Source organism: Hahella sp. NBU794 (genome assembly GCF_050749805.1).
Lineage (GTDB): Bacteria > Pseudomonadota > Gammaproteobacteria > Pseudomonadales > Oleiphilaceae > Hahella.
The window spans coordinates 3,851,175-3,865,754 of sequence record NZ_CP192738.1 but is presented as its reverse complement, the minus strand read 5'-3'; the positions used below and the strand labels follow the sequence as shown (position 1 = coordinate 3,865,754).

The 14,580-nt window shown below is 48.5% G+C and carries 14 protein-coding genes; 10 read left to right on the top strand and 4 right to left on the bottom strand.

What is annotated here, in order from left to right; translation table 11 throughout:
* The first annotated feature begins 4 nt into the window (after positions 1-4).
* The 6 genes from ACQYWX_RS17075 (at position 5) to ACQYWX_RS17050 (ending at position 4,334) form a co-directional block, all read left to right on the top strand.
* On the top strand, positions 5-544 hold the full coding sequence (locus ACQYWX_RS17075; RefSeq protein WP_431685684.1) for a hypothetical protein: 540 nt from the start codon (positions 5-7) through the stop codon (positions 542-544).
* Positions 545-626: 82 nt separating this feature from the next.
* The gene (locus ACQYWX_RS17070; protein WP_431685683.1) at positions 627-2,213 is read left to right on the top strand and encodes an RHS repeat domain-containing protein; all 1,587 of its coding nucleotides are present in this window, start codon (positions 627-629) and stop codon (positions 2,211-2,213) included.
* Between the two features lie 3 nt (positions 2,214-2,216).
* The gene (locus tag ACQYWX_RS17065; protein WP_216740552.1) at positions 2,217-2,675 is read left to right on the top strand and encodes a hypothetical protein; all 459 of its coding nucleotides are present in this window, start codon (positions 2,217-2,219) and stop codon (positions 2,673-2,675) included.
* A 186-nt stretch (positions 2,676-2,861) separates the two neighbouring features.
* On the top strand, positions 2,862-3,167 hold the full coding sequence (locus tag ACQYWX_RS17060) for a hypothetical protein (RefSeq protein ID WP_216740551.1): 306 nt from the start codon (positions 2,862-2,864) through the stop codon (positions 3,165-3,167).
* Positions 3,164-3,652 carry a hypothetical protein gene (locus tag ACQYWX_RS17055; protein WP_431685682.1) on the top strand — a complete coding sequence of 163 codons (489 nt, stop codon included), beginning with the start codon at positions 3,164-3,166 and terminating at the stop codon, positions 3,650-3,652. Before ACQYWX_RS17060 ends, ACQYWX_RS17055 begins: the two co-directional genes overlap by 4 nt.
* A gap of 466 nt (positions 3,653-4,118) precedes the next feature.
* Entirely contained in the window at positions 4,119-4,334 is a 216-nt protein-coding gene (locus ACQYWX_RS17050) for a hypothetical protein (protein ID WP_431685681.1), read from the top strand.
* Positions 4,335-4,635: 301 nt separating this feature from the next.
* Here the strand turns inward: ACQYWX_RS17050 and ACQYWX_RS17045 are convergent, their stop codons facing one another.
* On the bottom strand, positions 4,636-5,109 hold the full coding sequence (locus tag ACQYWX_RS17045) for a hypothetical protein (RefSeq protein ID WP_431685680.1): 474 nt from the start codon (positions 5,107-5,109) through the stop codon (positions 4,636-4,638).
* A 134-nt stretch (positions 5,110-5,243) separates the two neighbouring features.
* Between ACQYWX_RS17045 and ACQYWX_RS17040 the strand changes: the two genes are divergently transcribed.
* Positions 5,244-6,218 carry an acyl-CoA desaturase gene (locus ACQYWX_RS17040; RefSeq protein WP_431685679.1) on the top strand — a complete coding sequence of 325 codons (975 nt, stop codon included), beginning with the start codon at positions 5,244-5,246 and terminating at the stop codon, positions 6,216-6,218.
* A gap of 546 nt (positions 6,219-6,764) precedes the next feature.
* On the top strand, positions 6,765-7,079 hold the full coding sequence (locus tag ACQYWX_RS17035) for an STAS domain-containing protein (protein ID WP_216738244.1): 315 nt from the start codon (positions 6,765-6,767) through the stop codon (positions 7,077-7,079).
* Positions 7,080-7,149: 70 nt separating this feature from the next.
* On the opposite strand, the gene ACQYWX_RS17030 is transcribed toward ACQYWX_RS17035, so the two are convergent.
* A complete protein-coding gene (locus tag ACQYWX_RS17030) occupies positions 7,150-8,817 on the bottom strand; it encodes a diguanylate cyclase (protein ID WP_431685678.1) in 1,668 nt (555 codons plus the stop codon).
* Positions 8,818-9,205: 388 nt separating this feature from the next.
* Here ACQYWX_RS17030 and ACQYWX_RS17025 point away from each other — a divergent pair, with 388 nt between their 5' ends.
* Complete coding sequence (locus ACQYWX_RS17025; RefSeq protein ID WP_431685677.1) at positions 9,206-12,832, top strand: response regulator; 3,627 nt, start codon at positions 9,206-9,208, stop codon at positions 12,830-12,832.
* 39 nt (positions 12,833-12,871) lie between these two features.
* Here ACQYWX_RS17025 and ACQYWX_RS17020 read toward each other — a convergent pair whose 3' ends face one another.
* On the bottom strand, positions 12,872-13,198 hold the full coding sequence (locus ACQYWX_RS17020) for a hypothetical protein (RefSeq protein WP_431685676.1): 327 nt from the start codon (positions 13,196-13,198) through the stop codon (positions 12,872-12,874).
* Positions 13,199-13,650: 452 nt separating this feature from the next.
* Between ACQYWX_RS17020 and ACQYWX_RS17015 the strand changes: the two genes are divergently transcribed.
* The gene (locus tag ACQYWX_RS17015) at positions 13,651-13,941 is read left to right on the top strand and encodes a hypothetical protein (protein WP_216738240.1); all 291 of its coding nucleotides are present in this window, start codon (positions 13,651-13,653) and stop codon (positions 13,939-13,941) included.
* Here the strand turns inward: ACQYWX_RS17015 and ACQYWX_RS17010 are convergent.
* On the bottom strand, positions 13,936-14,577 hold the full coding sequence (locus tag ACQYWX_RS17010) for a streptomycin biosynthesis enzyme StrG (RefSeq protein WP_216738239.1): 642 nt from the start codon (positions 14,575-14,577) through the stop codon (positions 13,936-13,938). The two genes, ACQYWX_RS17015 and ACQYWX_RS17010, sit on opposite strands and share 6 nt — an antisense overlap.
* Positions 14,578-14,580: the final 3 nt, after the last annotated feature.

Genomic DNA, 14,580 nt, shown 5'->3' with positions numbered 1-14,580 from the left:
AAAAATGAAAGATGTGCATTTTTATAAAGACGTCATAGACGGAAAAAAGACAGTACCTCTGAAAATAATAGATATTGGCCTGGATATGGAGACTGAAGACAGGGTATTGAATTATGCTTTTGAAAAGTTCGCTGAGGTCGCTTCCGAGAATGATGCAAAGCTTCTTGATGAATACTTAAAAGGTGACGTCAATGTTTATAGTATTAAAAAGTTTTTGGCCATAAGAACTATAGGGGAGATAGGCGGTGGTGATTACGAGAATAAAATGAAAGATTTCTTTTATTCAGGAAATAAGGTCTTATCATCGATTGCTTTAAGCTCCTTGTGTGAGATGTATTCACGTAACGTATTAAGCAGGAGTATGAGAGTTGATTTCCAACAAACGATGCTCTCCTTAATTCATAATGACAAGTCTGCTTCTGAAGATGTTATAGAGTGTTATTTGGCATTAAAGCGAGGAGAATATGAGGACTTTGATGAGATATTTTCTAACTTAAAAGAGAAAAATCCTGAGGCAGCTTACCTTGTGGAGAAATGGAGTTAAGAATGCGGTCTCATGCAGAACGAACAGGCTCTGAGTTACGAGGGGGTGAGGCGCTTGTGTTGCGACACATGACTGTCTAACTTTGCTGGGGCATAAGGACAATAAGCTTGTTCTCATTCTGACGCGTCAGACCACGACGGATGCGGCGGGCAATGTCATCGCCGACTACCGTTACACCCTGCACAGCACAGGGAGACGGGAGCAAATTGAAGAGCTGCACAGCGGCCGGGTGTCGACCTATACCTACGACGCCCTGTATCGCCTGACGCATGACGCCATCAGCGATCCAGTTAATGGCGACTACAACGCGGAATACCGCTTCGACAAGGTCGGCAACCGCATCTACAGCATCATCGACGGCGTGCACACCGCCTACAGCTATGACGACAATGACCGCCTGACGCAACAGGGCGGCGTCACCTACGCGTATGACGCCAACGGCAATACACTGACGGAAACCGAAGACGGTCTGGTCAGCGCTCGTTACACATACAGCGCGAAGAACAAACTCCTCGCGGTAACAAAAGCGGGCGAGACCACGAACTTCGCTTATAACCCGGACGGCATTCGCACACGAAAAGCGGGAAGCGGCGCAACCACCGACTTTATCGTCGACCAGAACCGCGACTACGCTCAAGTGCTACAAGAAGTCGTTAATGGCGCCAAACAAGTCAGCTACGTCTACGGCGACGACCTGCTAAGCCAGGCAAGAGCCGGTGACGTCAGCTACTATGTCTACGACGGGCAAGGCTCCGTCCGCTCTTTAACAAATCAGACCGGCGTCCAAACCGACAGCTACCACTACGACGCCTTCGGCATCCTGCTGCACAGCGAAGGAAACACCCCGAACAGCTACCTGTACACCGGAGAGCAATACGATGCATCCCTGGATCAGTATTACCTAAGGGCGAGGTATTACGATCAGAATCAGGGGCGGTTTACGCAGATGGATACTTATCTTGGCAGAGTGGGTGAGCCTGTTACTCTTCATAAATATCTATATGTGCATGCCGATCCTGTAAACGGTACTGATCCTTCGGGCTATTTGAATATGTTTGGATTGGCTATAACACCTGGAAATATAGGTGTCCTTGCAAGTTCAAGCGTTGGTCGGGTAATAATATGGAATGCATTTAAAGCAGGAGCAAAAAAAGCGCTCACGAGTAAACAGTTCGGACTGCTAACTTTGGTGGGTATGGCTGGAGCTGGCTCTAAAATTGCTGTAATGGTGAGCTCAAAGGATGATGAGGAGGATAAAGGCAGAAAGATTAAGCTATATCATGGTGCGTCCTCAAATCGAGCACAGAAAATTGTGACAACTGGTTTTCGCCTTGGTGGCGACGTATTTCTAGCTGAGGAGTTTGCTGATGCTAGATTTTTTGCAACTCAGTGCCCACCTGCATACCCTCATACAGTTCGGGAAGGACATAAGTGCAGAATTAAACAAGATCCTGCAAAGAAGTTCACAGTTATTACCTTCGAAATACCTGAGAGAATTGCCCAAGCGTTGGGGATTGATAAAGGGCAAGATATTGGTGTCGAACGTGAGATGAGCTATGTTCAAATGGGACTTAGAGGGCAAGAGCGAATATTAAGGTCTAATAGAGTTCCTCTTTTTAATGGGTGTATGTTCGTGCGTAAGATTACTACAACTAGAACCAGGATATAATATATGCATCCAAAAAGACTAAGGCATGTTATTCATCAAATGAAAGGGCGCTCTATTTCTAGAGACTTAATTGATGAAATAAGAGATAACGCATCGGAAGTTTTTGATGCTCTGATTCTCGGTGTGCAAAACAAGGAGTTTACAGAAAACCAAGTGATGCATTCCCTGGATATTATGAGGGACCTCCTCCGCAATAAGTGTTTCGGTCGACAAAATGAGTTAATTTTGGCTGCTATGAGTGTTTTGACGCCAGGGAATATGCATATCGCGAGCAAAGCTCTTACCGTATGTACTCTGCTATTAATTACTAATAAAGTTTCAGAAGAATATTTTCCCATTGATGGGGATGTCAAAAAACGTTTATTGGATACTATTTCAAATATAGATACTGAGAAGTATGATGAAAGATCAGTAAAGTACCAGCGGGAGTGCTTTGAACTTTATGGGATTGGTAGTGAATAAGTTTTGTGTTGAATTTGTACTTCCGGTAGACACCTATTTAAGCAAGAATTGCTTCGGTGACTCTGGTATTTCACTTGATGAAGTCCCGAAAAGGAGGCATCTAAATACAATTCGCAGGTTGTAAGCTCCCGGCGGCTACGAAGTTTTGGGTATCGATAGCCGTTGATCAACCGAAAAGGCGTCTGAATGGATATTTTTGAACTTGTAAAATTGATTGAAAAAAGGCCGGGGATGTATATAGAGAGCCAATCTTCTACTGAGCTGGATTATTTTCTTAGAGGATTTATGGCTGCTTCGCAGATCAATGATAATGATTCAACTGCTACTGATATATATTACGAATTCAATAAGTGGGTTTGTGGAAAACTATCTATAAGCGCTAATGTTTCATGGAGAAGAGCTGTGGCGTTTCAAGAACCAAATGAGTATTTCGCATTCAAGACTTTTTTCGAGTTATGGAATGAATGGTTAGATAAACGGCAGACCTTATGATTCTAGAAGACAGACCTAAACAATGGCCAGAAGATGACTGTTTAGATAATTTCTGGATTATGTTGTCGATAATATGTTCTACAAAGAGTGATATAGAAGGTGTTTTGCCTGGTCGAATTCAAAGTAAGGATAGCCCTTACTTGGAAGATGGCAGATACAACCCTCTTATATCATTCCTGTCTTTGGTATCAACATCAGGTGGTTGGTGGTGGGTAGATTTACCAGAAGTAGAAGACGAGATTCACGCGCTAACAGATTTTATTAACGCTGGATACTCTAAACATGACCCTTGGGAATTGCATTCAGTAGAAGGATTGAGTTCAAAATGGTGGGAAGAACTTAAAAACCTTGCGGAAAAAGTTCTTCAAAAAGGAGTTGGAGGCAGTAGAGCCAAATTGCCAAAAAAATTTGATCCATGTGACTATAATGAATTTGAATCATGCCAGTTTGATGTTGACTATGATTCTTTATATCCTAAATATTAGATGTACTAAAAAGTGGCAGATTGGTTTTTATCTGACTAACACCTAAAAAAACGTCAGAGTCAGTCTGGTACATTTCCATCTATAGTTGCTTCGATCGGTTATCAGTTAGCGCAACATTTCTTGTCGAAAGACGGATTTAGGCTCCGCTCATCTGATGTTGGGCGGTAGAGCCCTTGGAGTGGAGTCGTAAAAAAGTATTGGTCATAATCCTGTTCAAAAAAGCCGGGTTGCTGTGCGACAGTAGATGTGTATGAAGGCAGCTTTTTGATAAGCATTACAACACTTTCTCCAGAATAGATATATAAGATCCTGGGGCTAGGGAACCTCTTAAAAACGTTGGCGAGGGCGCCAGTGCAAGGAAAAAGTCGGCGAAAAAGCACAGTTTATCGTGAATAAATGAGCATTTTGAGCCGACTTTTGGCGCAGCAGGGAGTTATTCTAAGGCTACCTAAGTTGGAAATAAGTCATGAAAGTCGGTAAGTATGAGCTACCAAAAGAAATTGACTCTTTGATTGAGTCTGGAATATGGCCATTGACTGATGATCAAGAGTTTGCTCAGCACGAAAAAATGCTAATAGAGAAAAGTATGCTGTCGAGAGTGATTATTGATGAGGCAAAGATTTATTTCTATAAACCTCCATTCCTAAATGCAAAAAAAGGATTGAGTATGGAGATGATATAGTTTTATCTAAGTTTGACAGCAACGAAAATATTGACCCAGAGAAGCTAATTATACTTGGTGATTTCGGTGCTGGTAGTGACTCTTTTTGGGGGGTGTATTATAAAGATGAGCTGTCTGCACCCATTGTGATTAAAGAAAAATGGAATGAGAATGGAAAACGGCTGGGATGGGTGGAACTATTTTCTAATTTTTCCGAGCTTTGTGAATTGTTAAAAAAATGATTTCTCACGATGTATGCAGGTTAAGGAGCTCTGGGTCGGAGAGTATTCAAAAATCCTGTGATACGCACGTAACGAACACACTAACTCTTTCGTATTTGGCTTGGCCTTGACCCAAACCACCAAGTAACGGCCGTCGTTGTCAGAAATAACATCTGCGCGATGGCCTCTTTGTACAGGGCCATTAAATCGACCGGGCTCAGCGCGCCAACGCCACCGAGATGACGGCTAATATTCAGGGTCACAAAGGTCGCTAGAATAAGCAGATAGACAGTAATTAGAGGCCGAATCAGACCCCGGATAGCGTCCACAAACCACATCCCATAAGTTTGACTCTGCTCTTTAAGCCCGTCCTTGAACGCCGCGGTCTCCGCGATATCTCGGTTTATTCTCCCTTTGGTATCCGCACGCAGAATCTGTTTGTCAGCCAGCGCCAGTTCATGGCTGTACTGAAGCTCTGCTTCCTGTTTGCGAAGCGTGGCCATTTTTAGCTCATAGGTGAGTCTGAACTGTTGATCCTTGCGTTCTTCTCGTTTGGTTAACCAACTCCCAAACATGCCCACCAATGCGCCTGATTATTGACATAAAAATATTATTGCCATGTTAATAATAAGAAAAAACTCAACATTCCATTCGGATTAAGATAACACTATTACCCCAACCGACATTCAACCAAAGTAGCGAGCCAAATATGCAAACAAACCACGGCGTCCCCAGAATTCAAGAGACGGCTAATTGCTGCCCGTACACGGGGGAGGTGGTGTGGGCGCCTTTGAAGTCCTTTTGGTATTTGGGGCATTTGTTGATTGCGATTATTGGCGGGTATTTGACCTTTTCGTTGGATGCGTTGCTGGTCTTTGTTGTGTTTACTGCTGCGACGCTTTGTCTGGGGCATTCCCTGGGGATGCATCGGCGGTTGATTCATGGGAGTTATGAGTGTCCGAAGTGGATGGAGTATTTCTTCGTGCATCTCGGGGTGTTGGTGGGGATGGCGGGGCCGTTGGGAATGGTGTATCAGCATGACCTGCGGGACTGGGCGCAGAGAAAGGCCAAGTGTCATTCGTATCTTCGCCATGGAACAGGTTTTTTGACGGACGGGTGGCGGCAGCTGAATTGTGATTTGCGTCTGGAGCGTCCCCCTGAGTTTTCTCCTGAGAGCGCCATCAAAGATGACCCGGTCTATCGATTCACGGAAAGGACCTGGATGTGGCAGCAGTTGCCCTGGGCGCTTTTATTGTATTGGCTCGGAGACATTAGCTGGGTGATTTGGGGTATTTCTGTGCGTGTCGCCGTGTCTGTGACGGGGCATTGGCTGATTGGATACTTTGCGCATAACAGCGGCGAGCGGGACTGGCATGTTAATGGCGCTGCGGTTCAGGGCCATAACGTTCGCTTTGCAGGGTTGCTGACCATGGGAGAGTCCTGGCATAACAATCATCATGCTTTTCCCGGCTCGGCCATGTTGGGGATCTATAAAGGACAGTCTGACCCCGGTTGGTGGGTGCTGAATCGGCTGATGAATGTCGGATTGGTGTGGAACGTACGGCTACCTGAGCATTTACCGGTCAGGCCTGAACTCAGTGCTTTGACGCCAGCGCGAGCGGATAGTGAAGCAATGAAAGAGCCATCTACCTGTCCGTTGCTGGGATGTATGGCGAAGCCTTGATCTTTCTGACGTTGACATCGTCATGTCCGTTCTTGCCTGATCAGGTTCTCAATATCCGCTCTGTACGAGTAGTGCAGAGCCATCTTTTCCTGTTTTGAACGCTGTCAGTTCGTTAAAAATCCACGTCTTTCCGACTCTGGCCGCAGCGGTATTCATCGTAGTATACGGTGTAAGTTTCTGGCGTATCGTCACGGTACAGGCCGAATTTGCCCTAGCACGAGGCGGTTTTTGTGAATGGGGAATTCTTTGGGAATAAACATACTGAGTGAATACCAGTAGGTTTCGTTCATTCTAGCTCTTACTGGCCTTTGCGCACGATATCGCTCTGGATCTGAATACAGGGGAATGAGAGGGAAGGGCTGGAAATACAGGAAACAGACGGATCGCCAAACAACGCCTGCTGTAATCTTTTTGATGAACTATAGTTATTACACTCGCTATATGTCTTTGTGGGAAGCCTGTATCCACGCTTTTAGTTATGCTGGATGACATCGCCAGGCTGTCCTTGGGCTCTGAAACCGAACATCATGCAGGGAAAAGCGGGTTATGACCGTAGAGACTAAATCCTCCAGCGACGGCGCTGTCACTATCACCATTCGGGGTCAGTTTGATTTCGGACTGGTAAATCAATTCAGGAAAGCTTATGAAGCCTACCCGCAAGCGCGAAGTTTTTGCGTCGACATGCGGCAGACGGTTCGCATAGACAGTTCGGCGCTGGGTATGCTGCTGAACATGCGGCGTTATCTGGGAGGCAATAACGCCAAGATAAAGATCATCAACTGCTCCAGGGAAATCAGGAAGATTTTTGAAATAGCGAAGTTTGAAAAGTCATTTGTCATTGAGTCCGCTATCGATCCCTGATAACGGTTACGTCACCCTGAGCGGGTCTGATTGCTCGTGGCGCCAGCCAAAACTTACGTATGGCGGAAAGCTATTTCTTTCTGCTTTTTATATCCACAATCACGTTGGAGCTCGACTCATACACGATTCGGTTTCTGCCGGTGCGCTTGGCCTCATAAAGCGCTTCATCCGCTTTTTTTAGAATCTCTTTGGGGTGAGTGATGTCATTGCGGCATCCAGCTACGCCAAAACTGCAGGTGACCTGAAAGGCCTCGCTCTCATGCTGAAACTCCAGCAAGGAGATATCGATGCGCAGCCGGTCAATGAAGGTTTTCACACCGTCGTCCAAATGTTCGGGAAGGATAATGCAAAACTCTTCGCCGCCTATTCTGGCGATTAAGTCGGAGCTTCGGAGCGACTGACTCAGAAACGCGGACAGCCGGATAAGCACCTCATCTCCCGCCGCATGGCCTCTGGTATCGTTAATTTTTTTGAAGTGATCGATATCCAGCAGCACCAGCGTCAGCCCCGAGCTATAGCGTTTCGCCCGACTGAACTCATAGTTCAAACGGTTTTGAAAGAAGCGTCTATTGTAGAGGCCGGTCAAAGAGTCCCGGGCGGCGATTTCCCGTAACTCGATGTTCTCCTTGTCGAGCTCTTTGGTTCTCTCGAAGACCTTACTTTCAATATTATTCCTGAGTTCGTTAATGGATTTGGACATGCTGTTAAAGGTGCCGGAGAGACGTTTTACCTCGAATAGACTCGCCGGGAGCGTGTTCTCATAGGGGCGTCCGTCTGCGGCGTTCTCAACCTGTTTTATCAGGCTCTCAATGGGTCTGGCGACATACATACTGACGGCGGCGCCCAATCCTATGGAAAAGATAACGATCATCGCCTCAATGAAGAATAAACGGTGCTTTTCCACTGCGATGATGGCGGTTGCTTCAGACTCGTCCAGCTCAGACACCAGCCCCCAGCCCAGAGTTGGCAAATATCGGGTGGAGGCTATCACTGGCGTACCAGCCAGATTTGTGGCTTTGCGCATGATAACTTCGTTGCCTTGCAACGCTTCGATAATTGGCGTGTTTTTGGGGCCAGATGGAATGACTTGATAGGATATTCGCGCTTTTTTTTGATCTATGGATTCGACCAGCAGGAACTTTTCATGGTCGCGCAAAGCGAACATCCACTTTTCGCTGTTACCCAGTCCTTTGCTCTGCTCATGCAGGATGCTGCTCAAGTCGTAATCGACCTTAATGGCGCCAATCAGCGTTTCCTTGTAAATGAGGCGCATGATGACGGACACTTGGGTGACGTTCTCTTCCTGATTGAAAAAAATGAAGATATTACCGTTTGCCGACGGAGGCGCACGCAGTGGCTTCATCGCGCTCGCCGTACTGGAGACAGGATGGCGTCTTTTATCGTAAATCGTGATCCGTTTAATCGTCTCCCGGCCAGTCTTGGCGTCCTCAATGATGCTTTTGATAGTGTGCGCCTCGTTTTGACTCTCTTTGTTATTCCAGCTGTTAAGGCTGGCGCGCATTTGCGTTCGGCTGGAAATGAGGGCTGTGCTTTCCATCAGCCTTTCTACGGCGCTAATCAGGCGGTTTTTGTGGGCAAGCGAAATTTCAGACAGGCGGGATTCAATTTTGGCGTGGTATTGCTCGGTGGTGAATCTGTTCAGGTATTGCAACGTGAACATGAGCGGCAACGATGCGACTAGCGTAAAGGCGACAATCAACAAATACTTGAGCTTCATTAGCCAGTCCTAGCCACGAATTCCATATGGGGATATTAAGAGATTAGTTAAGCCGGCAGGAACGCGCAAACCTCTCATAAGGGGTAATCTATCTACGTTATGCGATGAGGATACATACAGAATATCGAGGTTGTACTTACACTCTGTAACAACTTGTTTCCATATCTAGACTAGACTTGTATGAGCGCCAAAAGTAATTCGATCGGAAATACCATTGGGCCGCCCAAGGTGACTCAGGCCGGCAAGGGAAGGTAAGGGAATGGTGAAGCGTTGGATTTCTTCTGCCTCGCATTTCGGTTTGAAGGCATTGTCGTTGGCGTTCCTGATTTTTCTGCTACTCTCAGCCCCCGTCTATTGGTTAGCTTACTCTGTTGAAGAAAAGAGGGTCTTGGAGCAACAACAGAGGGCGCTGTATGAACAGGTGCGCCACCGAGTCGAAACCCTTAATGAAGAAGTTGATGAGTTTAAGAGATACACCCTCTTTCTCGCCGAGACGCCTCCCGTACAGGGCATCATCCGCGCCGCGGCCAATGGCGGATTTGACCCCAAAGAAGAAAACTCCATCAGTACATTAAAAGAGCGCCTGACCACTATTTTTTCCAAGTTCATCGAGACCAGCGGAGAAATTTCGCAAATCCGTTTTATTGGAGTGGCTAATAACGGGCTTGAGCTGGTTCGCGTCAACAACCGGCAAGGCAAAATTATTGCTGTGCCAGAAGGACAAATGCAGCAGAAGGGCGGACGGGATTACTTTCTCGCTACCCTTGAGCGGGCTGAGGATGAAGTATATGTCTCGGACTTCAATCTGAATAGGGAGTTCGGTGAAGTAGAGCGGCCGGATGTACCCACATTGCGCGTTGCGACGCCGGTCTATGATGAGCAGCATTCTTTGTTCGGCATTGTGATTATCAACGTGGATGTGAATACTCTCATTGCGGACTTACTTAATGGGCTGCCAAATGAACTCACCATTTTTCTCCTGAATGAAAACAATGATTTCCTCCTGCACCCGGATCTAAGCAAAACCTTTGGTTTCGACAAAGGCGAGAGCCATCAATGGCAGGACGAATATAGGTTGGTGGGAGACCGTTCCGGGCTGGAATTGCATGATACCGCCGACGGTTTCGTTTTTGCCGCTAGACGCACCCTGGCGCTTGATCCCTTGGATACGTCTAGACGCGTAACGCTTATCGTGAGTGTACCGGAGGCCTATGTTTTTAACCCAGCGGGGCAAGCTGGCGTATTTGCGTTGGAAATGCTGGCCGGCGTTATTTGCGCAATGGGGCTGATCCTGTATTTCTACTTGCTGTTGATGCGTCACCGGTGGCGGGTGACCCTGGAGCAAGCTCGATTGGCGGCGATTGTGAATAGCTCCAGTGAAGCGATAATCGGTCTGGACTTGAATGGCCGAGTGTCTGACTGGAATAAATCTGCAGAGCAGATGTTTGGATTCACCGAGAAAGAAGTTCAGGGCAAACCGTTAGACGAGTTAATTGTTCCTAAACAGGAGCGGGAAGAAACCTACTCCGCCCTGCAAATGATCCGGGAAGGGCGACTTGTGCGGAGCATTAACACGCAACGCCGCTGTAAGGACGACAAGCTGCTGGATGTATCGGTGGCGGCCTCGCCCATTAAAGAGGAGGAGGGGGGAGTCGTCGGTTTCGCGTTTGCTATCAGGGATATTTCAGAGCAAGTAGCTATCCAGCAAGAGGTATACAAGCTTAATCTCAGCCTGGAGCAAAAGGTCAAGCAAAGAACCATGGAGTTGACCATGGCCAAGGAGTGCGCGGAAAAGGCGTCCCGAGCCAAATCAGATTTTGTGGCGAATATGAGTCATGAAATTCGTACGCCGATGAACGCCATTATCGGCATGCTTCAGTTAATGCAGATGACGCCCCTGAATAGCCAGCAAATGGATTATGTGGAGAAAACCTCCGCCGCTTCACGTTCTTTGTTATCCATCCTCAACGATATTCTGGATTTCTCCAAAGTAGAGGCGGGCAAGCTGGCGCTGGACCCCCATCCCTTCAATATTGACCGGCTAATGAGCGAGATCAGCGCCATGATGTCCGCCAATTTGGGAAACAAAGAATTGGAGCTGTTATTTGACATCGATCCACAGGCTCCTCTACATCTGATTGGCGATAGCCTGCGCCTCAAGCAAGTGCTGCTGAATCTGGTGAGCAACGCGATTAAGTTCACCCAGGAAGGTGAGGTCACGCTGTCGATACGCATGGTGAAACTGACCGCGCAAAGCGCCGCGCTGGCGTTCAACGTCAGCGATACCGGCATTGGCATTTCCGAAGAACATCAGCAGTTAATTTTTGATGGCTTTTCGCAAGCGGAGACCAGCACCACCAGAAAATTTGGCGGCACTGGCCTGGGACTGGCGATTTGTCGCCAATTGGTAAACTTGATGGGAGGGGATATTCGAGTCCAAAGCCGTCTGGGCGAGGGCAGTGTGTTTTCGTTCACGCTGGAATTGCAACTGGATGAAAATCACAGCCTGAGCGCTGCGACGGCCTATCCGCTATCGCAAAAGCTGCGCAATTTGAAAGTATTGGTGGTCGACGATAATAAATATGCGCAAGCCGCCATTGCCGGCATCGCCCGTTCATTCGGTTGGGAGGTGCATATTGCTGCGTCGGCGGCTGCGGCCATTACGCAGTTGGAATCTCCAGTCACAGGTCGGTTTGATGCGATATTCATGGATTACTGTATGCCGGGCATGGATGGGTTGAAGGCCTGTCGTCGCATTCGCGGCATGACGCTGCTGGAAAAACGCCCACTGATCATCATGATGACCGCCCACGGCAAGAATGTGCTGGATAAGGTGGGCTTCAACTACAAATCGATTCTTGACGGCCTGTTAGTCAAGCCGGTTACTGCCTCCATGCTGTTGGATGCGGTCGTCAACGCTCAGGCGTCGCAATCAGGCGGGCTTGATGAAGACGTGTCCGCTTCCGACGCGTCCGCCAGTAAGCCCTTGCTTGGATTACGTTTACTGTTAGTGGAGGATAATCTCACCAACCAGCAAGTCGCGACAGAACTTTTGACGCGGGTGGGGGCGAAGGTGGAGATCGTGGGCGGCGGCAGGTGGGCGATCGCAGCGGTTAAAAAGGCGTCGCCCCAATTCGACTTGGTGTTGATGGATATTCAAATGCCGGATATGGACGGCTACACCGCTACTCGGGAAATTCGCAACACGCTGGGAGAAACCCGTCTGCCTATTGTGGCGATGACAGCCAACGCCATGGCTTCCGATCGGGAGTGTTGCCTGATGGCGGGGATGAATGATCATATTGGCAAGCCTTTCGACATCAAGGAAGTGGTGGCTATTATCCTGCAACACACAAACGGCGGAGAGGCCCCTGCATCAGCCTTCAATAACAATCTCCCCCCATGGCAGGAGTTGATCGATGCGGGGTTGAGAATCGGCCTGGACGTTAGCTCTGCCTTGAAGCGATTTGGCTCTAATATGGGCGCGTTTCGTATGGCGGTTAGTTGCTTCAGCGTTGAATTGGCCAAAGTGCGTGATTTCCTGTCGGACAGCGCTCTGTTGAGTAAAGCGCCATCTGAGTTATCCCGTGTATTGCATACGTTTAGAGGCATCGCCGCCACCGTTGGCGCGGACGATTTGGCCAGGTTGACGCAGCAAGTGGAGCGTGAGGCGATTCATGGCTCTTATAGCAGTGGTCCGCTGGGTCGTTTGCAAGGCGAGCTGGATATCATGAGCGACGCCATTCAGGGGCTGTTGAACAGTCTTAACCAGCAACTGGCTCCGCCGGATGACGCCGATGTTCCCTCCGCCATAACGTTGCGCAGGGAAGTCATTAAACTGGCGAAACTGGTTGAAAACTCGGATATGAGCGCGATGACTCACTTCGAAGAACTCCGAACCAAATACCAGCGACGCTATCCAGATTACTTCAGTAAACTGGAAGCGCATATGACTCAGCTCGATTTCATCGCCGCTTTGGGAGATTGCGACGATCTATTGAAGACAATCGGCTAGCCGGCTGCGGCGGGCGTCACCGGCGCGTATGGCGTGTTATCAATGGGTTTGGTACAACTGAAAATACTGGGTCGCCCACTTCTTGAATAAGCTGTTTTTGGGATAGCCATCTTCCTGCAGGCGCTCCTCGACAAAGCGTTGCATTTGCGTCACGTCTGAATTGCGGGATGCAACGTCATACCAGCGCCGAACTTCCACTGCTTTTTTGGCGATAGAAAATTCATTTCGCTTCCCTGAGTCCTCCACGATACGCCCGATAGAAATATCGAGAATGGCGCCCAGACGAGCTGCGTTTTGCTGGGTATGGACGAGGGCTGCGCTGGAGTCTTGTATCCCAGCAGTCAAAATCGAATAGTTGATGTACAAGGGGTGTTTTCCTCCTACTTCAGTGCGATCAGTGTGAATCGAGTTCTAATGCTATCTACAATATACACTCATCGCCCGCCCGAATATTCGTACCGCTACGCAAAAATGAACGCTGATATCCGTAGCGCTACGGAGCAGGGGCGAAATATTAGATGTAGAAAGCGCAGAAAGCTGGCGAACCTAGTGGACAGGCAGTAGATGTACTGGGCGGAAAAATGTCGCAGGCGTTCAGTAATACTACTGAGATATTCCGGAAAAAGTTCCGTAGCCTCCCGTATTACTCCCTCGCTGATAATTCCCTAAAGTAAGGTCTCGAAGATACGCAACCCTGGACAAGTCTGGCGCGCCAGCGTCATCCGTTTTGCGCCAGACTCTTTTTTCTTTCGCTATCCTGAAAACTCAATAATGGCGGCTCCAAAAGAGCCAGTAGTCGTTATGCGCTGAGGTCCTCTATGATCAACGCCCCTTTGATAGACGAGACGTGGAGCAAGATTGGCGTCACTTGCCAGAAACATGAAGCGTTAAATTGCATAAACGGGAAAATGCAGCAGCTTTCCGCTCTGGAGAGTGATACGGCTTTGACGGAAGATATACTGCGGCAAATCAGAATCTGCAAAAACTGGATGGATAATCTCAAACGCCATTTGGGCGGCGACGATCATATCACTCACCATTGTCTGACCACCGATGAGCTTGTCTTGCTGGAAAAGATGGTCAGGACGCTGAATCAAGACGGCTCATAGCTCAGCCTGGGTCTCTGGCTGGCGGTCAGCCAAGACATCGCTCCAAGGCGAACGGACTCGGCCTGGGGCCTTCGCCTTGAACCTGAAATCGCAACTGACGCGAGTCTTATCGGTTTGATTTGCGTATGTCCCATGCTTTAGCAAGCCGCCGTCCCATATCAAGGCCTCTCCATACTTCAACGTGAGCGGCTGGTAGGTGTTGCTGTCGTAGCGCTCTTCACACCATACCGTGCAGGTTTCAAACACGTCGGTGAAGGGGAGATAGCAGTTGATCTGATCCAGCCTGCCGGTGACGTCCGCGTCGCGGTGAAAGTCGCTCACACAGCCGGTTCCAGCCAGATGCACGCGCATTTTCGGGTGCGCGGAGTAACTGATCTTGCCGCCGTAGCGGGGCGCCAGCACATTGGCGATCCAGGCGTGATACACCTTATAGAACAGGGCGTCGTCAGGCAGGCGCTGCATCAGCCTGCGCAGCGCCATGTTGTCCTGATAATGCAGATCCTCCCGGTTATTCTGTCGCCGCCACGCCACATGCAACTGATCCAGCCGCCGCACTTTAAAGACATAGTGCGACAACACTTTCTGGAACGGATACTGCTCTGTATTGTAAGTCAGTGTCAGGGCGCGGCTGAGCATCAG